Genomic DNA, 25,046 nt, shown 5'->3' with positions numbered 1-25,046 from the left:
TACGGGGCGCGTACCGGCCCTTTCTCGCGTCCGGTCTCAGCCGAAGAGCGCCGGCAGCGTGGCCGCGTGCGTCTCCCGCAGCTCCTCGACCGGCACCTCCAGCACGCCCTCGACCACCAGCGACGTCCCGCCGGTGACGCCCAGCCCGTAGCACGGCACGTCGTGCTCGGCGCAGAGCTTGGCCAGGTCGTCGAACGCCTCCGGCCGCACCACGACCAGAGCCCTGGCCGCCGACTCGCTGAACAGCTCGGTGAACGGGTCGCCGGTGAGCGTCACCCGGGCGCCCACGCCGCGCGCCATGCAGGACTCCGCCAGCGCGATGGCCAGGCCGCCGTCGGACAGGTCGTGTGACCCCTCCAGCAGGCCCCGCGCGGCCGCCGTCACCAGCACCCGGCCCAGCCCCTGCTCGGCCTCCAGGTCCGCCTCGGGCGGCAGGCCGCCCAGGTGGCCGTGCTCGACGTGCGCCCACTCCGAGCCGCCGAACTCGGCCCGCGTCTCACCCAGCAGCGCCACCCGCAGACCCTCGCCGGTGAACCCGGTCGGCACCCGCCTGGCCACGTCGTTGATCACGCCGAGCACGCCGACCACCGGGGTCGGATTGATCGCCGTCGACCCGGTCTGGTTGTAGAAGGACACGTTGCCGCCGGTCACCGGCACGCCCAGGATCCGGCAGGCGTCGGCCAGGCCGCGCACCGCTTCGGCGAACTGCCACATCACCTCGGGGTCCTCCGGCGAGCCGAAGTTGAGGCAGTTGGTGACGGCCAGCGGCCTGGCGCCGGTGACGGCCACGTTGCGGTACGCCTCGGCCAGCGCGAGCTGCGCCCCCGCGTACGGGTCGAGCTTGGCGTAGCGGCCGTTGCCGTCGGTCGACAGCGCGATGCCGCGGGTGGTCGGCTCGGCCCCCTCGATGTCCTCCGCCACACGCAGCATCCCCGCGTCCGCGGGCTGGGCGAGGACCGTGTTGGAGCGTACGTACCGGTCGTACTGGCCGGTCACCCACTCCTTCGACGCCAGGTTGGGCGAGCCGAGCAGCCGCAGCAGCGTCGCGCGCAGGTCGGACGGGCGCTCCAGCCGGTCGGGGGTGTCGGCGTTGAGCGCCGCCTGCCCCGACGGCTCGTGGTAGGGGCGCTCGTAGACCGGGCCGTCGTCGGCCGCGGTGCCCGGCGGGATGTCGACGATGACCTCGCCGTTCCAGGTCATCACGAGCCGGCCGGTGTCGGTCACCTCGCCGATCACGGTGGCGGGGACGTCCCACTTCTCGCAGATCGCCATGAACGCCGGGATGTCGGAGGGCCGGACGACGGCCATCATCCGCTCCTGCGACTCGCTCATCAGGATCTCCTCCGGGCGCAGGGAGGGATCGCGGAGCGGGACCAGGTTGAGGTCGACGTCCATGCCGCCGGTGCCCTTGGCGGCCAGCTCCGTGGTCGCGCAGGACACGCCGGCCGCGCCGAGGTCCTGGATGCCGACGACCACGTCGGCCGCGTACAGCTCCAGGCAGCACTCGATGAGCAGCTTCTCCATGAACGGGTCGCCCACCTGGACGGCCGGCCGCTTGGCCTCGGACTCGTCCTCGAACGTCGCGCTGGCCAGCACGCTCGCGCCGCCGATGCCGTCGGGGCCCGTCGAGGCGCCGAACAGCACCACCTTGTTGCCCGGCCCCGGCGCGGTCGCCAGCTTGATCTGGTCCTTGCGCAGCAGGCCCACGCAGAGCGCGTTGACCAGCGGGTTGCCGATGTAGCACGGGTCGAAGACGACCTCGCCGCCGATGTTGGGCAGGCCGAGGCAGTTGCCGTAGTGGCTGATGCCCTCCACCACGCCGGGCAGCACCCGGCGGGTGTCGGCCTGGTCGGCGCCGCCGAACCGCAGGGAGTCCATCACCGCGATCGGGCGGGCGCCCATCGACATGATGTCGCGGACGATCCCGCCGACGCCGGTGGCCGCACCCTGGTGCGGCTCGACGTACGAGGGATGGTTGTGCGACTCGATCTTGAACGTGGCGGCCCAGCCGTCGCCGATGTCGACCACGCCCGCGTTCTCGCCCATGCCCACCAGCAGGGCGTCGGAATGCGGGGCCTTGGTGGCGAACTGCTTGAGATGCACCTTCGACGACTTGTACGAGCAGTGCTCGGACCACATGACGCTGTAGATGGCCAGCTCGGAGCCGGTCGGGCGGCGGCCCAGGATCTCGCGGACCCGGTCGTACTCGTCCTGCTTCATGCCCAGCTCGGCGAAGGGCATCGGCTCGTCGGGGGTGACCTCCGCACGCTTGACGGAGTCGGTGCTCATGCGTCCACCAGCTTCTTGAGAATGGAGGTGAAGAAGCCGAGGCCGTCGGTGCCCGGCGCGCCGACCAGCTCCTCGACCGCGTGCTCGGGATGCGGCATCAGGCCGACGATGTTGCCCGCCTCGTTGCGCACCCCGGCGATGTCGTTGAGCGAGCCGTTGGGGTTGCCGCCCACGTAACGGACCACGACCCGCCCGGTGGCCTCCAGCTCGGCCAGCGTCTCCGGGTCGGCCACGTAACGGCCCTCGCCGTGCTTGACCGGCAGCGTGATCTCCTGACCGGCCGCGTACGCGTTCGTCCACGCCGTGTCGGCCGTCTCGATTCGCACCCGCTGGTCGCGGCAGACATAGTGGAGCGAGGCGTTACGCGTCAGCGCGCCCGGCAGCAGATGGGCCTCGCACAGGATCTGGAACCCGTTGCAGGTGCCCAGCACCGGCAGCCCCGCCCGCGCTGCGGACACGATCTCCTCCATCAGCGGCGCGAACCGGGAGATGGCCCCGCACCGGAGATAGTCGCCATAGGAGAACCCGCCCGGCAGGAAGACCGCGTCGACCCCCTTGAGATCCCGGTCGGCGTGCCACAGCGGCACCGGCTCCCCGCCCACGAGGCGCACGGCCTTGGCGGCATCCTGGTCGTCGAGTGTGCCTGGAAACGTCACTACGCCCACGCGGGCAGCGCTCATGACTGTCGTCCCCTCCGAGGAGTTGCGCAGCCGCCATCTCCGTGGCAGGCGGCGGTCACCTCAGGCTATCTGGTGCGCCCCGATGCTCCTCATCAACCTCCGCCCTTCGTACGCCCACCCTAGGCCCTCGCTCCGCTCGGACGCCCTTCCAGAGGGCTACCGCCCGACGCCCCACAAGCGGCCATAGGCATCAGGAGATCCGGGACCCGGCGTCGAACGCGCGAGCGGACGAAAACAGCAGTTGATCATGGACGTTTCTGACATGAAGCGGGGGACGATCCTGATATTGCTCTGCGGACGTTTCCCGCCCAACGCGTGCAGAGCCAGGTCAGGCGGGGCTCCTCGGTGGACGTGGACTCGCTCGTACATCGCGATCTCAAGGACATCATTCGCCGACGTCCGGCCAGTCCCGGTCGTCGATCCCTGACCGCAAGAGGCGGTCGCTCAGGAAACCGGGGGTTGAACGGAGCTTTCTGCTGCTGCGGGTTAGCGGGTCTGGCGGGGGGCAGCCGAAGGGGGAGGCGTCCATCGAAGGAGGGGCATCATGGTCGTCAAGCCCGCTGAGGACGAGCACCCCAAGCAGTTCACCCTGCCCATGCTCGGCACGATCACCGTGCCGGAGGGCCCGCACCTCGCCTTCTACGTGGTCCTCGTCTCCATGGGGGCGCTGGGAGTCGTGGAATGGCCCGTGGTGGCCATCGTCGGCGTGGGCCATCTGCTGGCCAGCCAGACCCGCTTCCCCAGGCTGCAGCAGGCCGGAGAAGCCGTCCAGTCAGCGTGAGCCGGGCGGGCGCTCAGCCCACGTGGCCCAGCGCCAGAGCCACTCCAGAGGCCCTTGGCGGTAGCGGCGCAGCCAGAGGGCGGAGAAGAGCCACTGGGCCGCCAGGACGGCTCCCGCGGTGAGGAACGCCACCTGCGAGGACTCGCCGATCGGCAGGCCGAGGAGGTGGGCGGCGGCCAGGACGAGGACCGTGGCGGTCAGGTAGTTGGTCAGGGCCATCTTGCCCAGCGGCGCGAAGAGGACCCGCAGCACAGGTCGCAGCGGTGTTCTGAGCAGGACCAGGAGGGCGCACACGACCACGCCGGCGACCAGCAGATCGGCCAGGCCGGTCGCGAAGGACGGACCCGCCCCGGGCCTCGTCCACAGTGCGGCGGCCGCCCCCGCCGCGAAGACCAGCCCCAGGAGGAGCGGCCACAGGGTGGACCGCTCGATGTGCTCGATCACCCCGTACCGGACCAGCGCCGAGCCCAGCAGGAACAGCCCGGCGATCAGCAGGGGCCCGCCCCCGGCGACCAGCGCCGCGGGGATGAACACGGCGGCGAGGCCCGCCACGGCCCACCGGGGCAGCCAGGAAGAAGGCAGCAGCACCAGCAGGCCGACGACGGCGTACTTGGTCAGGATCTCGCCCGGCCACAGCAGCATGTGCAGCAGGCCGATCGCGAGCAGCGCCGCGAGCCGGCGCAGGAGGACCAGCCACGGGCGGTCGGCGCGGTCGGCGGCGGAGTCCAGCAGCAACGAGAACCCGATGCCGAACAGCAGGGAGAAGATCGGCAGCCCGAGCCAGGGGTCCCAGTCGCCCAGCGGCTGGGTCACGACGGCGGTGCCGCCGGTGGCCATCAGCTGGATGTTGGCGAGCAGGATCTCGCAGAGGGTGAACCCGCGGAGCACGTCGAGCGCGATGATGCGGGGCCGCCCGGACGCGGGCGCGGCGGGCGTGAGTGGGTGGCCGGGAAGGCGTTCTGGGGGGAGTTCTGCGCTTGGCATGGGGCCTCATCCTGCAGGGCCACCGAGAGGACGACACCGGCCGGAAGCAGGATTCACGGCGTTTGTGATCATACTTTCGGCCGGTTCGGCGCGAGACGCCGGGCGCTGTCAGTAGCTGTCGCTCCAGCGGTACCAGTGGCCCCGCAGGTGCTCGAAGGACGAGGCGACCGACGGGTTGGAGTCGTCCACGGGCGCCTGGTCAGGACTCCACACGTAGCCGTACGGGTCCACTCCGGGCCCGTGCTCGCCCACCTGGAAATAGACCCGGTCACCCTTCCGGAAGATGGCCTGGAACTCGGTCTCCCCGACCTTCCGCGGCCGGACCGCATCGTCAGGACCGGTCGTCCGGGCCACGCGCTCCATCGCGGTGAGGGATCGTACGACGTGTCGGTCGTCGCCGTGCCCGCAGGACGTCAGCGATAACAGCGCGACGCAGGCGAGCAGCTTTTTCACGCGGTGATGATGATCAGACCGCGGCGAGCTCGCGGGAGCGGGCGGGCTCTTCGTTCTCCCAGGCGAGCTGCTTGCGCAGGTGGACCGTCGTGCCCCGGCCCGGCGTGATGCCGAAGGAGATCTCGTCGACCACCGAGCGCATGATGAGCAGGCCGCGGCCGTTCTCGGTGTCGGGGGGCGGGAAGCGGAGCGGCATCGACGGCAGGCCGCCGCCGTTGTCGGCCACGCGCACGTCGCAGCGGCCGTAGCCGATCGACGCGGAGACCTCGTAGCGGTTGGCGGGGCCGCCGTGGCGCACCGCGTTGGAGCATGCCTCGGAGACAGCGAGCAGCATGTCGGCGATGCACGACTCACTCACGTGCAGCGAACGCATCGCATCGCCAAGCACTCGCCTGACCATCGGGATGCCGATCGCATCCCGTGGCAGTGCCAACGAGAACTCAATGTCCACCGGACTCCTCCGGGCTCCGGAATGTCACCTGGAGTAGGTTTCCCCGTGAAATCGGGGCTAACCGCAAAATCACGCGGTTGTTATTTACTGTTGGCATGCCCGTGGCATTGTGGTACGCCGGAATGCGGCTTTAGCCACGTCAGGCCCTATGTGAAATGTGCTGTCCTACTCTTCCACTCTGACCGTGAAGTCCTCGATCACGGTGTTGGCGAGAAGAGTCTCGGCCATCTTTCGGACGTCCGCAATGGCCGCCTCGTCGGCGGGGCCGTCGAGCTCCAGCTCGAAGCGCTTGCCCTGGCGCACGGCCGACACACCGGAGAAGCCCAGCCGGGGCAGCGCTCGGGCGACCGCCTGGCCCTGCGGGTCGAGGATCTCGGGCTTCAGCATCACGTCAACGATCACGCGCGCCACTGCGTTCCTCCTGGGTACGGCGGGGTTGGCAAACCACAGCCTACCGGCGTGTGTTCGCCGCCAGAACGTGGGGAACGGGGAGGGCATGGGGCTTGCGCGAAGGACTGTGACGTCTGCCACCATGGCCTCAAGCGCGTACGAACCACCATCACACGGTCCGACGCACCCAAAGGCCGGTCAGAGGTGGAAAACCCATCGACACCGGTCCCGATTGCACAGGAGTGGCACGTGACCATCGACGCCTCTCGTGGTGCCGAAGCACCCCCGGAGCTCGTCCAGCTACTCACCCCCGAGGGCGAGCGGGTCCAGCACCCCGACTACGACATCGACCTGACACCGGAAGAGGTCAGGTCCCTCTACCGCGACCTCGTCCTCGTGAGGCGCGTCGACCTGGAGGCCGTCGCCCTGCAGCGCCAGGGCGAGCTCGGCATCTGGGCCTCGCTGCTCGGCCAGGAGGCCGCGCAGATCGGCTCCGGCCGGGCGCTGACCGACGCCGACATGGCCTTCCCCACCTACCGCGAGCACGGCGTGGCGTGGTGCCGCGACGTCGACCCGGTCAAGCTCCTGGGCCTGTTCCGCGGCGTCAACCACGGCGGGTGGGACCCGAAGGAGCACAACTTCCACCTCTACACGATCGTCATCGGCAGCCAGACGCTGCACGCCGTCGGCTACGCCATGGGCATCCAGCGCGACGACGCCGACGCCGCGACGATCGTCTACTTCGGCGACGGCGCCACCTCGCAGGGCGACGTGAACGAGTCGTTCATCTGGGCCAGCGTGTTCAACGCGCCGATCGTGTTCTTCTGCCAGAACAACCAGTGGGCCATCTCCGAGCCGCTGGAGAAGCAGACCCGCATCCCGCTCTACCGCAGGGCGTCCGGGTTCGGCTTCCCCGGCGTCCGGGTCGACGGCAACGACGTCTTCGCCTGCCTCGCCGTCACCCGCCAGGCGCTCAAGAACGCCCGCGAGGGCCAGGGGCCCATGCTCATCGAGGCGTTCACGTACCGGATGGGCGCCCACACCACCACCGACGACCCCACCCGCTACCGCGTGGCCAGCGAGCTGGAGGCGTGGAAGCTCAAGGACCCGATCGAGCGCGTCAAGGCCTACCTGTTCAAGAACGAGCTGGCCGACCAGGAGTTCCTCGACGCCGTCGAGGCGGAGGCCGACCAGCTCGGCGCCGACCTGCGCCGGCGCTGCCTGGCCCTGCCCGACCCCGAGCCGACGGCCATCTTCGAGCACGTGTACGCCGAGCCGCACGCCCTGATCGACGAGGAACGCGCCCAGTTCGCCGCCTACCTGGAGGGGTTCGAGCGATGACGGTGATGAGCCTGTCCAAGGCGCTCAACGAGGGCATGCGCAAGGCCATGGAGGACGACCCCAAGGTCCTCATCATGGGCGAGGACGTCGGCAAGCTCGGCGGCGTGTTCCGGGTGACCGACGGGTTGCAGAAGGACTTCGGCGAGGACCGCGTGATCGACACGCCGCTGGCCGAGTCCGGCATCATCGGCACCGCGATCGGGCTGGCGCTGCGCGGCTACCGGCCGGTGTGCGAGATCCAGTTCGACGGGTTCGTGTTCCCGGCCGCCGACCAGATCATCACCCAGCTGGCCAAGATGCCGATGCGCTCGCTCGGCGCGATCAAGCTCCCGGTGGTCGTACGGATCCCGTGCGGGGGCGGCATCGGCGCCGTCGAGCACCACAGCGAGTCTCCCGAGGCGTACTTCACGCACACCGCCGGGCTGCGCGTGGTGGCCTGCTCCAACCCCGCCGACGCCTACTCGATGATCCAGCAGGCGATCCGCTCCGACGACCCGGTGATCTTCTTCGAGCCCAAGCGGCGCTACTGGGAGAAGGCCGACGTCGACACCGCCGACACCGGCTGGTGGACCCCCATGGACAAGGGCCTGGTGGTGCGCCCCGGCACCGACCTCACCCTGCTGACCCACGGGCCGATGGTCAAGACCTGCCTGGAGGCCGCCCAGGCCGCCGAGGAGGAGGGCCGCTCCCTTGAGGTGATCGACCTGCGCTCGCTCAACCCGCTCGACCAGCCGCTGGTGATGGATTCCGTACGGAAGACCGGGCGGGCGGTCGTGGTGCACGAGGCGCCGGTCAACAACGGGTTCGGCGCCGAGCTCGCCGCCAGGATCACCGAGCGGTGCTTCTACCACCTGGAGTCCCCGGTGCTGCGGGCCGGCGGCTTCTCCACCCCCTACCCGCCGTCCAAGCTGGAGGAGCACTACCTTCCCGACCTGGACCGGGTGCTCGACGCCGTCGACCGCGCCTTCGCGTACTGACAGGGGGTTGTGCAGATGAGACGCGAGTTCAGGCTCCCCGACGTCGGCGAAGGGCTGACGGAGGCGGAGATCGTCCGCTGGCGCGTCCAGCCGGGCGACGAGGTCAAGGTCAACCAGATAGTCGTCGAGATCGAGACGGCCAAGTCCATCGTCGAGCTGCCCATCCCGTGGGACGGCGTGGTGGCGGCCCTGATGGCGGAGGAGGGCCAGACGGTGGACGTCGGCGTCCCCGTCATCGCGGTCGACACCCTGGAGGAAGCCGGCACCCAGGAGAGGCTGGCGGAGGATCTCGTCCCCAGCCCGCCCGAGGAGGGCGCGGTCGAACCCGGCGCCCATGGCAGCCCCGCGCCCAAGGAGGAGCGCCAGGCGGTCCTCGTCGGTTACGGCGTCAAGACCGGCACCACCCGACGCCGTCCCCGCAAGACGCCCACCCCCGCCACGATCCCGGCCCCTCCCGTGGCCAACCCCGCCAGGACCGCCACCCCGGGCGCGGGCGAAACCGCCGAGGCCGAGGAAGCCGCGCCTGCGGCGCCGGGCCGGGTGAGCGTGCTGGCCAAGCCACCCGTCCGGAAGCTGGCCAAGGACCTGGGGGTGGACCTCACCACCCTCACCGGCACCGGCCCCCAGGGGACCATCACCCGCGAGGACGTGCACGCGGCCGTCGCCCAGGTGACCCCCGCGGAGACCCCGGACGAGGAGCGCGTCCCCGTCAAGGGCGTGCGGAAGATGACCGCCCAGGCCATGGTCGGCAGCGCCTTCACCGCTCCGCACGTCACCGAGTTCCTCCAGGTCGACGTGACGGAGACGATGACCGCCGTCCGCCGCCTGCGCGCGATGCCCGACTTCGCCGAGGTCAGGGTCTCGCCGCTGCTCCTGGTGGCCAAGGCCGTCCTGGTCGCGGCCGCCCGCCACCCGATGATCAACTCGGTGTGGGACGAGGCGAGCCAGGAGATCGTGGTCAAGCGCTACGTGAACCTGGGCATCGCCGCCGCCACCCCGCGCGGCCTGCTGGTGCCGAACATCAAGAACGCCCACCGGCTCCCGCTCCCCGCCCTGGCCCGCGCGCTCAACGAGCTGGCGGAGACGGCGCGGGAGGGCCGCACCCAACCGGCGGAGATGGCCGGCGGCACGATCACGATCACCAACGTGGGCGTGTTCGGCGTCGACACCGGCACCCCGATCCTGAACCCGGGCGAGAGCGCCATCCTCGCCTTCGGCCAGGTGCGGGACATGCCGTGGGTGGTCGACGGCGAGCTGGCGGTGCGCAAGGTGACGACGCTGGCCCTCTCCTTCGACCACCGGGTCGTCGACGGCGAGCTGGGCTCCCTGTTCCTGCGCGACGTCGGCGCCATGCTGGAGGACCCCCTCCACATGCTGGCCTGGAGCTGACACCCGTCATCGGATCGCCTCCTCCCTCGCCGGTCTGAGCAGCGGCGGGTGGAGGAGGCGGGCGTCGCCGGCCCGGTAGAGCCTGGCCCGGGGGCCGCCGCGCGTGCCGCCGGTCTCGGTGGTCTCGCCGGTGCCCTCGACGAAGCCCGGCACCGAGAGGACCTTGCGGTGGAAGTTGCCCGCGTGCAGCCGCGTCCCCCACACGGTCTCGTAGATCAGCCGCAGCTCGGAGACGGTGAACGTGGCGCCCGCGAACGCCGTGGCCAGCGGCGTGTACTCCAGCTTGGCGCGGGCCCGTTCGACCCCGTCGGCCACGATCCGCGCGTGGTCGAACGCCAGCGGGGGCAGGTCGTCGACGGCGTGCCAGCCGGCCGTCGCCGCGTCGGCCCCGGCCCGGGGGTCGGGCAGGTCGGGGGCGAAGGCGAGGTACGACACGGACACGACCCGCATGCGGGGGTCACGCGCCGGGTCGCCGTAGCTGCCGAGCTGCTCGATGTGGGCGGGCCGGGTGCCGAGCCCGCGCTCCTCGGCCAGCTCCCGCGTCGCCGCCTCCGCCAGGTCCTCGCCGGGCCCGAGGAACCCGCCCGGCAGCGCCCAGGATCCCGCGTACGGCTCGGCGTCGCGCTCGACGATGAGCACGTGCAGCCGCCGGTCGCGGATGGTCAGCGCCACCACGTCGACGGTCACCGCGACCGGCGCGTGCAGCCGGAAGGTGAGAGAGTCTTCCATGCACCATCGTCTTTCTCAGTACGAGTAAATCTCGGAGTGAGAATAATCAGGCGGTCGATCGTTGTCGATAGGGTTCGCCCATGATTCGTCACGTGGTGCTGTTCACCTGGTCACCGGAGGCAACCGAGGAGCAGAAGGCCGCGGTCGCGGCCGAGCTGCGCGAGCTCCCCGGCCAGATCCCCGAGATCCGCTCCTACCTGCTGGGCCCCGACGCCGGCATCAACCCCGGCAACCACGACTTCGCCGTCGTCGCCGACTTCGACAGCGAGGACGACTACCGCGCCTACCGCGACCACCCGCGCCACCAGGCGGTGATCGCGGAGCACATCAAGCCCATCCTGGCGACCCGGGCCGCCGTGCAGTTCGGCTGTTAGATCTCCGGCGGGTGGTTCTCCCGGTGCATCAGCCGGCCCTCCGAGGTCTGGCCGCGCCTGGGCGCCAGCACGATGCTCAGCACGACGCCGACCCCGCCCACGATCATGAAAATGAGACCGATGACGTCCATGTGGACGCTGTCGCCGAACACGTCGGGCTCGATCGCGAACCTCAGGATGGCGCCGAGCGTGAGGAAGAAGATGCTGACCCCGACACCCATCACGACCTCCAGACGGCAAACAGTGCGTACGCCCACGGTCATACCCGAGTATGGGCGATCACTACCTCGCCTGGAAACGCGGGACGCCCGCTCCGTGTCCGGAACGGGCGTCCTGGGCTGGAGAACCTTTAGAAAGCCTCCTCCGGAAGCTCCATGAGCTCCAGGCCGGTGCCGGCGAGCACGCGGCGCTCGGCGGACAGGCGCGGCAGCACCGTCTCCGCGAAGAACCCGGCGGCGGCGACCTTGCCCTGGTAGAACGGGTCCTCGCCGTCGGCCAGCTTGGCCAGGGCCACCTCGGCCTGGCGCAGCAGCAGCCAGCCGATCACCAGGTCGCCCAGCGCCAGCAGGAACCGCGTGCTGTTCAGGCCGACCTTGTAGACCTCCTGGGGCTTCTCCATCGAGCCGAGCGCCCAGCCCGCCATGGTGTCGCCCATGACCTTGACCTCGGCCGCGGCCTCGGCGAGCAGCTTGCGCTCCTCCTTGAGCCGGCCGTTGCCGGCCTCGGAGGCGGCGAACTCGTTGATCTCGGTCAGCAGCTTGCCGATGGCCGAGCCCTGGTTGCGCAGGATCTTGCGGAAGAACAGGTCCAGGCCCTGGATCGCGGTCGTGCCCTCGTACAGGGAGTCGATCTTGGCGTCCCTGATGTACTGCTCGATCGGGTAGTCCTGCAGGTAGCCCGAGCCGCCCAGGGTCTGCAGCGAGCGCGACAGCAGCTCGTACGAGCGCTCCGAGCCGACCCCCTTGACCAGGGGCAGCAGCAGGTCGTTCATCTCGTGCGCGTGCCGGTCGTCCGGGTCGATCTGGACGGCGTCCTGGAAGGTGGCCGTGTAGAGCACGAGCGCCCGCATGCCCTCGGCGTAGGACTTCTGCAGCATGAGCTCGCGGCGCACGTCCGGGTGGTGGGTGATGGTGACCCGGGGCGCGGTCTTGTCGGCCTGCCTGGTCAGGTCGGCGCCCTGCACCCGCGACCTGGCGAACTCCAGGGCGTTGAGGTAACCGGTGGACAGGGTGGCGATGGCCTTGGTGCCGACCATCATGCGGGCGTGCTCGATGACCATGAACATCTGCTTGATGCCCTCGTGCACCTCGCCGACCAGCCAGCCGATCGCCGGGTGCTTCTCGCCGAAGGTGAGCTCGCAGGTCGTGGAGACCTTCAGGCCCATCTTGTGCTCGACGTTGGTCACGTACACGCCGTTGCGCTCGCCGAGCTCGCCGGTCTCCAGGTCGACGTGGTACTTCGGCACCAGGAACATCGACAGGCCCTTGGTGCCGGGGCCGTGGCCCTCGGGCCTGGCCAGGACCAGGTGGAAGATGTTCTCCGTCATGTCCTGCTCGGCGCTGGTGATGAAGCGCTTGACGCCCTCGACGTGCCAGGTGCCGTCGTCCTGCCGTACCGCCTTGGCGCGGCCCGCGCCGACGTCGGAGCCCGCGTCGGGCTCGGTGAGCACCATGGTGGCGCCCCAGTTGCGCTCGATGGCCAGCTCGGCGAAGCGCTTCTGCTCGGGGGTGCCCACCTTCCACAGGGTGTAGGAGAAGCTGGGGCCGGCCGCGTACATGTAGAGCGCGGGGTTCGCGCCGAGCACCAGTTCGGCCGTCGCCCAGGCGAGGCTGCGCGGGATGCCGGGGCCGCCCAGGTGCGGGGGCAGGTCGAGGTGCGCCCAGCCGCCGTCGATCAACGCCTTGTACGACTTCTTGAAGCCTTCGGGCAACGTCACCGAGCCGGTCGCGGGGTCGAACACGGGCGGGTGGCGGTCGCCCTCCTCGAACGAGTCGGCCAGCACGGTGGTGGACAGCCGGTTGACCTCGTCCAGGATGCTGCGCGCGACGTCCTCGTCGATCTCCGCATAGGGACCGCTGCCGAGGATCTCGCGGCGCCCGAAGACCTCGAAGAGGTTGAATTCGAGGTCACGAAGGTTGCTCTTGTAGTGGCCCATGGGTGCAGCTCTCCTTGAACCGGTGCGTTTCTCTACTGGCCAGTAACCTTACTAGGAATGCTACCCGCGGGTAACCAGAGATATGCATGGCATGCTCGACTCCATGGACGCCGATGAACTCGCCGCGCTGTGGCGAGAGCGCCTGGGATCCTGGGCCATTCCGGAGGAGATCCTGGCTGCCGCGCCGGCCGATCCCTGGTCCTATCCGCTGGCGCGCTTCACCAGCCGCACCGACAGGGCGCTCGCCGAGCGCGACGACGGCCCCACGCTGACCCGGATGTCGGAGGCGCTGCCCGCCGGGGGCACGCTGCTGGACGTCGGATCCGGCCCTGGAGCCGCGTCCCTGCCGCTGCACGAGCGGATCGGTCACCTGTACGCGGTCGACACCTCGGGCGAGATGCTGGAGGAGCTGGCGGCCCGCGCCGACAAGCTGGGCGTGCCCGCCACCACCGTCGAGGGCCGCTGGCCCGACGTGGCCGGGCGGGTGCCCGAGGTCGACGTGACGGTGGCCGCCCACGTGGTCTACAACGTGCCCGACCTCGACCGCTTCCTGCGGGCGCTGGACGAGCGGACCCGCGGCCGGGTGGTGCTGGAGCTGCCGAACCGTCACCCGATGAGCTGGATCTCGCCGCTGTGGGAACACTTCCACGGCATCGTCCGCCCGGTGCGGCCCATCGCGGAAGACTGTGTGGCGCTGGCGGCCGCGCTCGGCTTCGACGTGCACGTCGAGGAGCGCGAATCCCCGCTGGAGCGCTTCGACTCGCTGGAGGAGCTGGCGGCGAGCGCCTGCCACCGCATCTGCCTGGAGCCGGCCAGGGCCGAGGAGGTCGGGCGGACGGCGCTGGAGCTCGGCATGTGGCCGCTGCCCCGCGACCGCTGGGTCACCGTCTGGTGGGACCGACCGGTTTGACGCGGTCGCCGGTGCCGCGATTGGGTGGACGACATGATCGAGCTTCAGTGCGTGAGCGTCGACTGTGCCGACCCGTACAAACTCGCCTCGTGGTGGGGTGAGGCCCTCGGGCTCCCGCTCGGCGAGGGCGACGTCCCGGGTGACGACGAGGTGATGCTGGAGACCGGCCGCTACCCGTTCCTGCTCTTCATCCGCGTCCCGGAGGGCAAGCAGGTCAAGAACCGGCTCCACCTCGACGTCAGCGCCACCGCGGGCAGCACCCGAGAGCAGGAGGTCGAGCGGCTGCTCGGGCTCGGCGCGACCGTGTACGAGGACCACCGCACCGAGGACGGCAAGGGCTGGGTCACCATGCTCGACCCGGAGGGCAACGAGTTCTGCGTGTGCCGGAGCCAGGCCGAGCGCGAGGCGTGAGAGGTCATCGCGTCAGGGCGCGTCCCTTGAGTGTCGTCGTCAGGATGCCCGCGATGACGTACACGAGCAGGCCGTGCCACCCGGCGTCGAAGAGCCCGCCGAGCCAGTGCGCGTCGTCGAAGACGAGCTGCACCGGATAGTCGAGCACCGCGGCCATGCCGGCGGGCATCAGCGCGAACTTCCACGGATGGTTCAGCCCCCACTGGCGTGCCTGGCGGGTCACGCGGTCGCCCTCGTTCGGCTTGGTCACCGCGCCGATGGAGGCGATGAGCGCGAACAGGGCGATGCCCAGGCCCAGCGCCCACGACAGGTCACCGCCGCCGGTCATGAGGCCGGTGCCGAAGCTCGCCGCGGCGATCGCGCCGCCGCCGACGGCGGCGGCCTTCCACGGGGCACCGCGCAGCGCCGCACCGGACAGGGAGACTTCATCGCGTCGGGTGATTTCGTTCATGTCCTCAGCGTGCCTTTCGGCGTCCCTTGCCCACATCGGGGATGCACCCTGATTTCGACCCTGGTACGAGGGTGTTGGCATGATGCGGGCCATGAGCGAAGTCGTGATCGAGCGGTTCGGCGCGGACGAGTGGGAGCGGTTGAAGGCGGTCCGGTTGCGGGCGCTGCGGGACGCGCCCGACGCCTTCGGGTCGTCCTACGAGAGGGAGAGCGGGTTCACACCCGATACGTGGCGGGAGCGGCTGTCCGGGTCGTGGTGGCGGGTGGCCGTCGCGGAGGGCGGCGACGTGGGGCTGGTCTGCGTGCGGGTCGAGGAGGGCCGGGCGCACCTGCTGTCCATGTGGGTCGCGCCGGAGGCCAGGGGCCGCGGCGTCGGCTCGCGGCTGGTGGACGCGGCGATCGGGCGGGCCCGGGAGGAGGGCCTGGACGAGGTCGAGCTGTGGTGCGTCGACCACAACACCGCCGCCAGGGCGCTCTACGCGGGCAAGGGGTTCACGCCCAGCGGGAAGGCCATGGGCCTGCCGTCCAACCCCGACATCCCCGAATCCCACTATGTCCTGTCACTGCTCTTCCGGACGGCCCGTGCGGACGACGTGCCCGCGATCGTGGCCATGCTGGCCGACGACCCGCTGGGGGCCGAGCGCGAGGGCGACCCCGGCGACCCGCGCTACCTGGCCGCCTTCGAACGCATCGACGCGGACCCGTGGGACGAGCTGATCGTGGCCGAGCGCGACGGGAAGGTGGTCGGGACCATGCAGCTGACCTACCTGGCCGGGCTGTCGCGGCTGGGCGCCGAGCGCTGCCAGATCGAGGCCGTGCGCGTGGCCGCCTCGACCCGGGGGCAGGGGCTGGGCCGGAAGATGATCCAGTGGGGGATCGACCGGGCCCGCGCCCGCGGCTGCGCGATGGTGCAGCTCACCTCCGACAAGTCACGCGACGGCGCGCACCGCTTCTATGACGCGCTCGGCTTCACCGCCTCCCACGAGGGCTACAAGCTCTCGCTGAGCTGATCGAGCATCCACCTGCACCACTCGGCCCGGTGGCGCTCGTACCCGAGTCCGCAGCGCAGTGCCGCGTAGTTGCCCCAGCGCGGGTCGCCGAACCCGGGCGGCCCACCGATGGCCTCCTCCTCGCGCTCGTACTCGGCCAGCCGCGCCTCGTGCTTGGCGAGCTGGTCCGCGAAGAGCCGGCGCAGCGCCGCCGGGTCGGCGAGCGCGGCGGCGTACGTCTTGAGCACCAGCTCGTCACGCTCGGGCCGCTCGCGCGGCGGATCGGTGATCCACCCGCGCAGCGCGGCGGTGCCCTCGCCGGTCAGGCGGTAGATCTTCTTGTCCTGCGGCCCCGGCCCGGCCTCCGTCTCGTAAGACACCAGCCCTTCGGCCAGCAGCTTCTGCAGCTCGGTGTGGATCTGGCTGTGGCCTGCCGTCCAGAAGTACGACAGCGGCCTGCGCATGGACGCGGCGATGTCGTACCCGGTGCGCTCGCCGCGGGCCAGCACGGCGAGGATCGCGAATCCCAGCGTTGAGGTCATGGTCCGTCCAGGGTATTGTGCCGGAGACTATGTCAGAACTGACATAGTTTCCGATGGAGAGGGGCGGCCATGCGGGTGATCGCGGGCTCGGTGTTACTCGTCTTGGCGTTGACCGCTTGCGGGGGCACGGACCGGGCCGCACAGCCGGCGCCGAGTCCGCCCGTGGCCACTCCGACGCCCACCACGCCCGCGCCCACCCCCACGCCCACGAAGACCAAGGCCAAGGGGCCGAACGTGAGCGGCTGCTACACCCGCGACGATGGCGAGATCTTCACGTACGGGGACGGCCTGCCGGGCGTCATCACGGGCGACGGCGAGATCGGCGTGGTCATCTCCTACGAGAACAACGGCAACGTGTGCACCTGGCGCCCGCTCTCCGACCGGCTGGTCGCCGCCGGCTACCGCGTGCTGCTCTACGCCAGGAAGTTCGACGCCAGCCCCGAGGACACCGCGCTGGCCATGGCACGCAGGCTGGCCAAGAAGGGCGCCGAGCGGGTGTTCTTCGCCGGCGGCTCCATCGGCGCCACCACCGCCGTCCCCGCCGCGACGAAGTTCGGCGAGCGCGCGGCCGGGGTGATCGCCCTGTCCGGCGCCATCGACGCCGAGGACGCGGCCGAGCTCACCGTGCCGTTGCTCCAGATCGGCACCGAGAACGACGGCTACGGCGGCGCCGACGACCTCCAGGCGGCCCATGACGCCGCCACCCGCGCCCCCGACCGGCAGATCCATGTCATCCAGGGCGAGAGCGTGCACGCCTCAGAGCTGTTCCGCGGCTCCTACGGCGGCGAGGTCATCGACCGGATCGTCGCGTTCATGGACCGGCACAGGGGATGAGCTCCACCCGGTTGTCGTGGTAGACCGCGCCCCTGCCCAGGTCGGCGTCGCGCTCCTCGACCACCGCGTTCGCGTTCGCGCCGCCGGGGCTGAGCTTGGGCCAGCGCCCCTTGGGCGAGGCCACCACGCCGGGCGCCACCCGGTCGCTGACCTCCACGTCGGCCAGAAACTCGCCGAAGGCGTTGCGCACCCGTACCCGCTGCCCGTCCGACAGCCCGCGGGCCGCCGCGTCGGCCGGATGCACCAGCACCACCGGGTCCTTGGCCCGCCGCAGCAGCTCCGGGTTGTTCGCGAACGTGGTGTTCAGGAAGGTGTGCGGCGCCGGGGTGATCAGCACCAGCCCGCCGTCGGTCCGGGAGGACCGCGACGGCACGTACGCCTTGCCGCGCGGCGGGAAGCGCATCCGGCCGGACCTGGTCGGGAAGCCCTCGGCGAACGGGGTGAAGGGCTCGGGGTAGTTCATCCGCACCCAGCCCTCCTTGCGCAGCCGGTCGACCGTGATGCCCTCCAGCGACGGATGGCCGCTCGACAGCAGGTCCTCGGCCAGCTCCAGGTCCGAGTCGAACAGCGACGGCTCGGTCATCCCCATGTGCGCGGCCAGCCGCCGGAACGTCTCGGTGGTGGACAGGCACTCGCCGGGCGGGGACGCCGCGGGCTCGTTCCACAGCAGGTAGAGGTGGCCGTAGCCGGCGTGCAGGTCGAAGTGCTCGGTCTGCATGGTGGCGGGCAGCACGATGTCGGCGTAGTCGACGGTGTCGGTCGGGAACTGCTCCACCACCACCGTGAACAGGTCCTCGCGGGCCAGGCCCGCCCGCACCGCGTTGCCGTCGGAGGTCGAGCCCGCCGGGTTGGCCGCGTACACCCACAGGCACTTGACCGAGTCCGGCTTGGCCAGCTCCGAGCCCAGCCGGGTCATGGTGAGCGTGCGCACCGGGCCGGGCAGCAGGTCGTCGCGGGTGTCGATGGAGAGGTGCGCGTGGCCGCTGGTCGAGTAGGCCACCCCGCCGCCGGGGTGGCGCCAGTCGCCGGTCACGCCGGGGATCGCGGCGATCGTGCGCAGGGCGGTGCCGCCGCCCGCGTGCCGCTGGATGCCCATGGTGGCGCGGATGGCGGTGGGGCGGGTGCGCGCCAGCCTCGTCCCCAGCCTGTGGACCGCCTCGGCCGGGATGCCGGTGATCTCCGCCACCCGCTCGACCGGATACTCCAGGATCTCCTCCCGGAAGCTCTCCCAGCCCTCGGTGTGCGCGGCCAGGAACTCCTCGTCCTGGGCGCCCTCGGCCAGCACCACGTTGAGCAGGCCGAGCGCGAGCGCCGCGTCCGTGCCGGGCCGGATCGCCAGGTGCTCGTCCGCCTGGTCGGCCGTGCGGGTGCGGATCGGGTCGATGGCCACGACGTGGGCGCCGTCCGCGCGCGCGTCCTGGATGAACTTCCACAGGTGGTGGCCGCTGGTGAGCGGGTTCGTGCCCCACAGCAGGATCAGCTTCGCCTGCGCGAAGTTCTCCGGGTCCATGCCGCCGGGGGTGCCATTGGTCAGCGTCAGCCCGGAGTTGCCGGCGGTCGAGCAGATGTTCAGCCAGTGACGGGACGCGCCCAGCATGTTCCAGAATCGCCGCCCCGCCACGCCCTCGCAGCCCTGGAGGTAACCGAGCGACCCGGTGCCGAGGTAGGGCCAGATCGCCTGGCCGCCGTGCTCCTCGACGATGCCGCGCAGCCGTACGGAGATCTCCTCCAGCGCCTCGTCCCAGCTGATGCGCTCGAACCGGCCCGACCCCTTGGGCCCGACCCGTCGCATCGGGTAAAGGATGCGGTCGGCAGCCCTGGAGTGTTCCAGATAACGGTTGACCTTCACGCACAGCGCGCCGCGGGTGTAAGGATGATCGGGATTGCCGCGCATCGAGACGGCCTGGCCGTCACGCACGGTGACCACCCAGGAGCAGGTGTCAGGACAATCGAGCGGACAGGCCCCCAGAACCCTCAATTCACCTGGCATAAGAGACAGACTACGGGCAAGAGGTCGGGTACCCGATGCCCGATCCCAGGTGACGATTCGGGACACTAAGGCCGCAAGAACGTACGGTCCCGCGAGGAAGGTGCAGAATCGCTGTCGGTGGCCGAAATCAATGAACACGAGGACGCGGAGGGATCTCCCGAGAGGAGCCCGTCCGCCGCCGGAGCGCGCGCCGAGCCTGACGTGTACGTCGTCGAGCCGCTCCTGCCGCAGCGCCTGCGCCGCCCCTCCGACCTGCTGCGCCTGCTGGCCACCCTGGCCGCGCTCGGCGCCGTGATCCTGCTGGCCCTCGTCGCCAAGCAGACCCTGTACGGACTGGAACGGGACGTCACGGAGGGCACCACCCTCGTCCCGCTGCTCAGCCGGATCGCCACGTTCATCGGCGGCGCCGCGGTGCTCATCGTGCCCGTCGCCTTCGCCGTGGAGCGCGTCTTCCACCGCGACGGCCTGCGCGTCGCCGAAGGGCTGATCGCCGCCATCATCGGCATGGTCGGCGCGTTCCTGACGGGCCAGTGGCTCCTCGCGGGCAACGCCGACGACCTCAGCCAGCTGCTCACCGGCGGCCGCAGCATCGAGCCGCTCAACACGCTGCTCACGTCCGTCCTCGCCTACACCACCGCGGTGCGCGTCTCCCGCCGGCCGACCTGGCGCGCGCTCATGTGGACGGTGATCGCGCTCTACATCCTCGCCCTCTACTCCGGCAGGCAGATCACCCTGCCGGGCGCCATCGTCACCGTCCTGGTCGGCATGGCCATCGGCTACGCCACCCTGTACGGGATCGGCAGCCCCAACACCAGGCCGCCGGGGAACGCGGTGGTGGCGGCCCTGCGCAAGCTGTCGTTCGCGCCGGTGTCGGCCCGCCGCATCGAGGACGACCACCAGGGCAGCCGCCGCTACTCCGTCGGGCTCGCCGACGGCGCCCGGATCGACGTCACCGTGCTCGACCGCGACCGCCAGGTGGCGGGCCTGCCGTACCGGCTGTGGCGGCGCTTCCGGCTCAGCACCGAGACCAGGCGAAGAGCCATCCGCTCGCTCCGCGCCGAGCTCGAACGGGAGGCCCTGATGGCGTACGCCGCGCAGGCGGCGGGAGCCAGCACGCCCAGGCTGCTCGGCACCAGCGAGATCGGCACCGAAGCGGCGCTGCTCGCCTACGAGCACATCGACACCCGCCCGCTCGACGAGGTGCCCACCGAGGAGATCGACGACGACATCCTCCACCAGATCTGGGAGCAGGTGTCCCTGCTGCAGATCCAGCGCCTCGCCCACCGGCGGCTCACCGGCGAGGGCATCCACCTCGACAAGGCCGGCCGGGTCGTGCTCACCGACGCCCGCAGCGGCGAGATCGCCGCCGGTGACCTGCTGCTCCGGCTCGACATCGCCCAGCTCCTGGTCTACCTGTCGCTGCGCGTCGGCGCCGAGCGGTCGGTGCGCGCGGCGAACGCGGTCATGGGCACGGAGTCGCTCGCCGCGGCCATGCCGCTGCTCCAGCGCATCGCGCTGACCCGCGAGACCCGCTCGGCCCTGGCCAAGGACAAGAACCTCCTCGGCGTCATCCGCGAGCAGATCGTCGCACTCGAACCCGAGGTCAAGGTCGAGGAGATGCGGCTGGAGAGATTCCGGCCGCGCACCCTGGTCACCATCATCGCCAGCACGCTCGCCGCCTACTTCCTGCTCTCCCAGCTCAGCCAGGTCAACCTGGTGCAGGTGGTCGTCCAGGCCAACTGGGCCTGGTCGGTGCTGGCACTGGTCGCCTCGTTCGTCAGCTTCGTGGCCGCCGCGGTCATGCTCAGGGGCTTCGTGCCCTACTCCCTGCCGCTGTGGCGGACCACGCTCGTGCAGTTCGCGGCCTCGTTCGTGAAGCTCGTCGCGCCCGCCGCCGTCGGCGGCGTCGCCATCAACACCCGCTACCTGCAGAAGCGCGGGATCGCGCCGGCCCTCGCGGTGGCCAGCGTGGGCGCCTCGCAGCTCGTCATGCTGGCCTTCCACATCGGGCTGCTGCTGCTGTTCGCCTACATCACCGGCTCCAACACCGCCAGCACCTTCACCCCGTCACGCGGCCTGGTCGTGGCGCTGCTGGCGGTCGCCCTGCTGGTCGTGGTGCTGCTGGGGGTGCCGCCGCTGCGCCGCCTGGTGACCCGGCGGATGAAGCGGCTGTTCTCCAACGTGCTGCCCCGGCTGCTGGACGTGCTCCAGTCGCCGCGCAAGCTGATCGAGGGCTCGATCGGCACCCTCATGATCACGCTCACGTTCGTGCTCTGCCTGTACGCGTGCGTGCACGCCTTCAACTGGGAGATCGGCTTCACCACCGTGGCGGTCGTCTACCTCACGGCCAACGCCATCGGCTCGGCCGCGCCCACGCCTGGTGGCCTGGGCGCGGTCGAGCTGTCGCTCACGGCGGGCCTGACCGTGGCCGGGGTGCCCGCGGAACTGGCGACCTCGGCCGTGCTGCTCTACCGGCTGCTCACGTTCTGGCTGCCGGTGCTCCCCGGCTGGGCGGCGTTCACCTACCTTCAGCGGCACGAGGCGCTGTGATCGCGTCGATCGCCTTCAGCTCGTCCTCCGTGAACACCGGGCCCTCCACGCACGCCACGTTGTCCTCCAGCTGACGCACGCTGCTCGCGCCGATCAGCACGCTCGTCACCCGCGGGTCCCTGAGCGTCCACGACAGCGCCATCTGGGCCAGCGTCTGGCCCCGCTCCCCGGCCAGCTCGTTCAGCGAGCGGGCCAGCTCCGCGTCGATCCGGTCGGGGCTGAGGAACCGGCTGGTGGCCGCCCGCGAGTCCGCCGGCACGCCCTGCAGATAGCGGTCGGTCAGCAGGCCCTGCGCCAGCGGCGAGTACACGATGCACCCCATGCCCGCCTCCTCCAGCACGTCCAGCAGCCCGTCCTCGATCCATCGGTTGATCATCGAGTAGGACGGCTGGTGGATGAGCAGCGGCGTGCCCAGCTCCCGCATGATCCTCGCGGCCTGCGCCGTCCGCTCCGCCGGATAGTTGGAGATGCCCGCGTACAGCGCCTTGCCCGAGCGCACCGCCCGGTCCAGCGCCCCCATCGTCTCCTCCAGCGGCGTGTCGGGATCCGGCCGGTGGCTGTAGAAGATGTCGACGTACTCCAGGCCCATCCGCTCCAGCGACTGGTCCAGGCTGGCCAGCAGGTACTTGCGCGACCCCCACTCGCCGTACGGGCCGGGCCACATGTCGTAGCCGGCCTTGGTCGAGATGATCAGCTCGTCCCGGTACGGCCTGAAGTCCCGCCGGAAGATCGCGCCGAAGTTCCGCTCCGCCGACCCGTACGGCACCCCGTAGTTGTTGGCCAGGTCGAAGTGCGTGACGCCCAGGTCGAACGCGCGGCGCAGGATCGCCCGCGAGTTCGACAACGGGCGGTCGTCGCCGAAGTTGTGCCAGAGCCCCAGCGACACCGCCGGCAGCCTGAGCCCGCTGCGCCCGCTCCGGTTGTACGGCTGCCGCTCGTAGCGCCCCGGATCGGCCAGATAGGTCATGCCGTGCCCCTCTCCACTATCCAGGAGAGCGCGAACGCCTCCTCCCGCCAGGCGTCGTAGCGCCCGCTGCGCCCGCCGTGGCCGGCGCCCATCTCCGTCTTGAGCAGGAACGGCCCGCCCGCGGCCGTCTCACGCAGCCGCGCGATCCACTTGGCCGGCTCGTGGTACAGCACCCGCGTGTCGTTCAGGCTGGTGATCGCGAGGATAGGCGGGTACGTCCTGCCGTCGACGTTCTCGTACGGCGTGTACCCCTTCATATAGGCGTACACCTCCGGATCGTGCAGCGGATCGCCCCACTCGTCCCACTCGATCACGGTGAGCGGCAACGACGGATCCAGGATGGTGTTGAGCGCGTCCACGAACGGCACCTCGGCCACCACGCCCGCGAACTCCTCCGGCGCCAGGTTCACCGCCGCGCCCATGAGCAGCCCGCCCGCCGACCCGCCGCGCGCGATCACCTTCGAGCTCCACCCGGCCTGCTTGACGTGCCGGGCCACGGCCACGAAGTCGGTGAACGTGTTCCGCTTCCTGGTGAGCTTGCCGTCCTCGTACCAGCGGCGGCCCATCTCACCGCCGCCGCGCACGTGCGCGACCGCGAACACGAACCCCCGGTCGAGCAGTGACAGCCTGGGCACCGAGAACGCCGGGTCGATGGACGTCTCATAGCTGCCGTACCCGTAGAGCACCGTCGGCGCCGGGAGCGTGCTGTCCTTGCGCTTGACGATCGAGACCGGCACCTCGGTGCCGTCCTCGGCCGTCGCCCAGTCACGGAACTGCTCGTAGTCGTCCGGGTCGTAACCGCCCAGCACCGGCCGCCGCTTCAACAGGATCAGCTCGCGGGTGGCCAGGTCGTAGTCGTAGACGCTGGCGGGGGTCACCATGCTGGTGTAGGCCAGCCTGAGCCGGTTCGTCACGAACTCGGGGTTGCCGGCCGGCCCGACGTCGTACAGCGGCTCGGGAAACTCGATCTCGTACGGGGGCTCGCCGTTGTGCGGCAGCACGCGGAGCCCGGTCAGCCCGTCACGGCGGAAGTGCAGCACGGCGTGCCCGGCGAACGCGTCGATCTCCAGCAGGCGGGTGTCGTCGCGGTGCGGGACCAGCGGGGTCCACTCGCCGGGGTCGTCGAGCGGCGCGGTGGCCAGCTCGAAGTCGCGCGCGTTCTCGTTGTGCAGCACGTAGAAGAAGCCGCCCGCGTGGTCGACGCCGTACTCGACGCCGGTCTTCCTGGGCCGCACGAGCTGGAACTCGCCGGACGGCGTCGCCGCGTCGAGGAGGCGCACCTCACTGGTGATCTTGCTGCCCGCGCCGAGCACGAGGTAGCGCTCGCTGCGCGTCAGCGCGATGCCGACCCAGAACCGCTCGTCGTCCTCCTGGTAGACGAGGGTGTCCTCGCCGGTGCCCAAGGTGTGGCGGTAGACCTGGAACGGCCGCCAGGCGTCGTCGACGCGGGTGTAGAAGAACGTCGAGCCGTCGGCCGACCAGGCGCCGCCGTAGAAGATGCCCTCGATCTCGTCGGGCAGCAGCTCACCGGTCCGCAGGTCCTTGAAGCGGAGCGTGAACCGCTCGTCGCCGGTGAAGTCGGTCGAGTAGGCGAGCATCGTGCCGTCGGGGGAGACGGCGCTGGTGCCCATGGACAAGAACGGGCTGTCGCCGGCCAGCTCGTTGCCGTCGAGGAGGGTCTGCTCGTGGTCCAGGCGCTCGCCGACGGTGATGTCCGGAGGCGTCTCGCTGTCGGCGGGCACGCGGCACGACACGGCGTACTGCTTGCCCTCCTCGGTGCGGGTGAAGTACCACCACGCGCCCTTGCGGCTGGGCACCGACAGGTCGGTCTCCTGGGTGCGGCCCTTGATCTCCTGGAATATTCGCTCGCGCAGCTCCGTCAGATGAGAGGTCTCCTGCTCCAGGTAGGCGTTCTCCGCCTCCAGGTAGGAGATCGTGTCGGGGTCGTCTTTGCCGGCCAGCCACGCGTACTCGTCGATCACGGTGTCGCCGTGATGGACGCGTTCAGCCGGGATCTTCTTCGCCACGGGCGGCGTGTAGCTGCTCACGTGGGGAGTCTATGGTCGGCCGTGATCGATTCGTGGCCTACGTGGCGGGTGAACGCGGCGTGAGCACTCGGAGGCGCTGCTAATCTTATGGAGTCGGCGCGTCCGGCGACATTCCTCCACCTTTAAAGGATTCGAGTCAATTTGACACGGATTCGAGGGGGTGCGAAGATAAAGACGAAGCGAAACGCCCGCAAGCGTCCGTTTCTTGAGAACTCAACAGTGTGTTAAAAGCCAGTGCATGATGCACAACCCCGTCATGTTTTTTCATGTGACGGATTCCTTTTTGGTTGGGATTCAAATTCATTTTATGGAGAGTTTGATCCTGGCTCAGGACGAACGCTGGCGGCGTGCTTAACACATGC

The 25,046-nt window shown here is 70.4% G+C and carries 24 protein-coding genes, 1 rRNA gene and 1 pseudogene; 12 read left to right on the top strand and 14 right to left on the bottom strand.

Annotated elements, in window-relative coordinates; all coding sequences use genetic code 11:
* Positions 1-36 precede the first annotated feature (36 nt).
* Positions 37-2,289, bottom strand: a complete 2,253-nt coding sequence (gene purL / locus ACZ6YG_RS33580) for a phosphoribosylformylglycinamidine synthase subunit PurL (RefSeq protein ID WP_466020224.1) — start codon at positions 2,287-2,289, stop codon at positions 37-39.
* On the bottom strand, positions 2,286-2,969 hold the full coding sequence (gene purQ / locus ACZ6YG_RS33575) for a phosphoribosylformylglycinamidine synthase subunit PurQ (RefSeq protein WP_466020223.1): 684 nt from the start codon (positions 2,967-2,969) through the stop codon (positions 2,286-2,288). Before purQ ends, purL begins: the two co-directional genes overlap by 4 nt.
* A 544-nt stretch (positions 2,970-3,513) precedes the next feature.
* Here purQ and ACZ6YG_RS33570 point away from each other — a divergent pair.
* The gene (locus ACZ6YG_RS33570) at positions 3,514-3,750 is read left to right on the top strand and encodes a hypothetical protein (protein WP_466020222.1); all 237 of its coding nucleotides are present in this window, start codon (positions 3,514-3,516) and stop codon (positions 3,748-3,750) included.
* Here the strand turns inward: ACZ6YG_RS33570 and ACZ6YG_RS33565 are convergent.
* The 4 genes from ACZ6YG_RS33565 to purS form a co-directional block, all read right to left on the bottom strand.
* Positions 3,742-4,734 (bottom strand): DUF418 domain-containing protein, encoded by a 993-nt coding sequence (locus ACZ6YG_RS33565; protein WP_466020221.1) that lies wholly within the window; start codon positions 4,732-4,734, stop codon positions 3,742-3,744. The two genes, ACZ6YG_RS33570 and ACZ6YG_RS33565, sit on opposite strands and share 9 nt — an antisense overlap.
* A 108-nt stretch (positions 4,735-4,842) precedes the next feature.
* Positions 4,843-5,187 (bottom strand): hypothetical protein, encoded by a 345-nt coding sequence (locus ACZ6YG_RS33560; protein WP_466020220.1) that lies wholly within the window; start codon positions 5,185-5,187, stop codon positions 4,843-4,845.
* Positions 5,188-5,200: 13 nt separating this feature from the next.
* The gene (locus ACZ6YG_RS33555) at positions 5,201-5,587 is read right to left on the bottom strand and encodes an ATP-binding protein (RefSeq protein ID WP_219546758.1); all 387 of its coding nucleotides are present in this window, start codon (positions 5,585-5,587) and stop codon (positions 5,201-5,203) included.
* Positions 5,588-5,803: 216 nt separating this feature from the next.
* Positions 5,804-6,049, bottom strand: coding sequence for a phosphoribosylformylglycinamidine synthase subunit PurS (gene purS, locus ACZ6YG_RS33550; protein ID WP_219546690.1), 246 nt, complete (start codon positions 6,047-6,049; stop codon positions 5,804-5,806).
* A gap of 228 nt (positions 6,050-6,277) precedes the next feature.
* On the opposite strand from purS, the gene pdhA reads away from it, so the two are divergent.
* From pdhA to ACZ6YG_RS33535, 3 genes are read left to right on the top strand one after another with little or no spacing between them, the layout of a single operon-like run.
* The gene (gene pdhA, locus ACZ6YG_RS33545) at positions 6,278-7,369 is read left to right on the top strand and encodes a pyruvate dehydrogenase (acetyl-transferring) E1 component subunit alpha (protein ID WP_148035169.1); all 1,092 of its coding nucleotides are present in this window, start codon (positions 6,278-6,280) and stop codon (positions 7,367-7,369) included.
* A complete protein-coding gene (locus tag ACZ6YG_RS33540; RefSeq protein ID WP_148035168.1) occupies positions 7,366-8,346 on the top strand; it encodes an alpha-ketoacid dehydrogenase subunit beta in 981 nt (326 codons plus the stop codon). The genes pdhA and ACZ6YG_RS33540 overlap by 4 nt, the downstream gene beginning before the upstream one ends.
* A 15-nt stretch (positions 8,347-8,361) precedes the next feature.
* Positions 8,362-9,735, top strand: a complete 1,374-nt coding sequence (locus ACZ6YG_RS33535) for a dihydrolipoamide acetyltransferase family protein (RefSeq protein ID WP_466020219.1) — start codon at positions 8,362-8,364, stop codon at positions 9,733-9,735.
* A gap of 6 nt (positions 9,736-9,741) precedes the next feature.
* On the opposite strand, the gene ACZ6YG_RS33530 is transcribed toward ACZ6YG_RS33535, so the two are convergent.
* Positions 9,742-10,464, bottom strand: a complete 723-nt coding sequence (locus ACZ6YG_RS33530; RefSeq protein ID WP_466020218.1) for an NUDIX hydrolase — start codon at positions 10,462-10,464, stop codon at positions 9,742-9,744.
* Between the two features lie 80 nt (positions 10,465-10,544).
* On the opposite strand from ACZ6YG_RS33530, the gene ACZ6YG_RS33525 reads away from it, so the two are divergent.
* Entirely contained in the window at positions 10,545-10,838 is a 294-nt protein-coding gene (locus ACZ6YG_RS33525) for a Dabb family protein (protein WP_148035165.1), read from the top strand.
* Here ACZ6YG_RS33525 and ACZ6YG_RS33520 read toward each other — a convergent pair.
* Positions 10,835-11,059: a hypothetical protein gene (locus tag ACZ6YG_RS33520; RefSeq protein WP_148035164.1), complete on the bottom strand. Its 225-nt coding sequence runs from the start codon at positions 11,057-11,059 to the stop codon at positions 10,835-10,837. The genes ACZ6YG_RS33525 and ACZ6YG_RS33520 overlap by 4 nt on opposite strands.
* A 128-nt stretch (positions 11,060-11,187) precedes the next feature.
* A complete protein-coding gene (locus ACZ6YG_RS33515) occupies positions 11,188-12,993 on the bottom strand; it encodes an acyl-CoA dehydrogenase (RefSeq protein WP_466020217.1) in 1,806 nt (601 codons plus the stop codon).
* 103 nt (positions 12,994-13,096) lie between these two features.
* Between ACZ6YG_RS33515 and ACZ6YG_RS33510 the strand changes: the two genes are divergently transcribed.
* Positions 13,097-13,903 carry a class I SAM-dependent methyltransferase gene (locus tag ACZ6YG_RS33510; RefSeq protein WP_271275699.1) on the top strand — a complete coding sequence of 269 codons (807 nt, stop codon included), beginning with the start codon at positions 13,097-13,099 and terminating at the stop codon, positions 13,901-13,903.
* A gap of 33 nt (positions 13,904-13,936) precedes the next feature.
* A complete protein-coding gene (locus tag ACZ6YG_RS33505; protein ID WP_148035161.1) occupies positions 13,937-14,314 on the top strand; it encodes a VOC family protein in 378 nt (125 codons plus the stop codon).
* Between the two features lie 4 nt (positions 14,315-14,318).
* On the opposite strand, the gene ACZ6YG_RS33500 is transcribed toward ACZ6YG_RS33505, so the two are convergent.
* Positions 14,319-14,765 (bottom strand): hypothetical protein, encoded by a 447-nt coding sequence (locus tag ACZ6YG_RS33500; protein ID WP_187281476.1) that lies wholly within the window; start codon positions 14,763-14,765, stop codon positions 14,319-14,321.
* A gap of 79 nt (positions 14,766-14,844) precedes the next feature.
* On the opposite strand from ACZ6YG_RS33500, the pseudogene ACZ6YG_RS33495 reads away from it, so the two are divergent.
* Together ACZ6YG_RS33495 and ACZ6YG_RS33490 are read left to right on the top strand one after the other, a co-directional pair.
* A pseudogene (locus ACZ6YG_RS33495) lies at positions 14,845-15,258 on the top strand (GNAT family N-acetyltransferase); the annotation flags it as partial.
* A gap of 117 nt (positions 15,259-15,375) precedes the next feature.
* Positions 15,376-15,774 (top strand): GNAT family N-acetyltransferase, encoded by a 399-nt coding sequence (locus tag ACZ6YG_RS33490; RefSeq protein WP_261809097.1) that lies wholly within the window; start codon positions 15,376-15,378, stop codon positions 15,772-15,774.
* Here ACZ6YG_RS33490 and ACZ6YG_RS33485 read toward each other — a convergent pair.
* Positions 15,753-16,295, bottom strand: coding sequence for a PadR family transcriptional regulator (locus tag ACZ6YG_RS33485; RefSeq protein WP_148035159.1), 543 nt, complete (start codon positions 16,293-16,295; stop codon positions 15,753-15,755). The genes ACZ6YG_RS33490 and ACZ6YG_RS33485 overlap by 22 nt on opposite strands.
* A 162-nt stretch (positions 16,296-16,457) precedes the next feature.
* On the opposite strand from ACZ6YG_RS33485, the gene ACZ6YG_RS33480 reads away from it, so the two are divergent.
* The gene (locus ACZ6YG_RS33480) at positions 16,458-17,129 is read left to right on the top strand and encodes an alpha/beta hydrolase (RefSeq protein ID WP_466020216.1); all 672 of its coding nucleotides are present in this window, start codon (positions 16,458-16,460) and stop codon (positions 17,127-17,129) included.
* On the opposite strand, the gene ACZ6YG_RS33475 is transcribed toward ACZ6YG_RS33480, so the two are convergent.
* Entirely contained in the window at positions 17,107-19,119 is a 2,013-nt protein-coding gene (locus ACZ6YG_RS33475; protein WP_466020215.1) for a molybdopterin-containing oxidoreductase family protein, read from the bottom strand. The genes ACZ6YG_RS33480 and ACZ6YG_RS33475 overlap by 23 nt on opposite strands.
* Positions 19,120-19,236: 117 nt before the next feature.
* Here ACZ6YG_RS33475 and ACZ6YG_RS33470 point away from each other — a divergent pair, with 117 nt between their 5' ends.
* Positions 19,237-21,669, top strand: coding sequence for a lysylphosphatidylglycerol synthase transmembrane domain-containing protein (locus ACZ6YG_RS33470; RefSeq protein WP_261808920.1), 2,433 nt, complete (start codon positions 19,237-19,239; stop codon positions 21,667-21,669).
* Here the strand turns inward: ACZ6YG_RS33470 and mgrA are convergent.
* Positions 21,638-22,636, bottom strand: a complete 999-nt coding sequence (gene mgrA, locus ACZ6YG_RS33465) for an L-glyceraldehyde 3-phosphate reductase (RefSeq protein ID WP_148035156.1) — start codon at positions 22,634-22,636, stop codon at positions 21,638-21,640. The genes ACZ6YG_RS33470 and mgrA overlap by 32 nt on opposite strands.
* Positions 22,633-24,684 carry a S9 family peptidase gene (locus ACZ6YG_RS33460; RefSeq protein ID WP_466020214.1) on the bottom strand — a complete coding sequence of 684 codons (2,052 nt, stop codon included), beginning with the start codon at positions 24,682-24,684 and terminating at the stop codon, positions 22,633-22,635. The genes mgrA and ACZ6YG_RS33460 overlap by 4 nt, the downstream gene beginning before the upstream one ends.
* 304 nt (positions 24,685-24,988) lie before the next feature.
* On the opposite strand from ACZ6YG_RS33460, the gene ACZ6YG_RS33455 reads away from it, so the two are divergent.
* Positions 24,989-25,046 (top strand): 16S ribosomal RNA (locus ACZ6YG_RS33455); the annotation flags it as partial.

This window comes from Nonomuraea sp. NPDC054003 (assembly GCF_055585125.1).
This window is presented reverse-complemented; position numbering and strand designations above follow the sequence as displayed.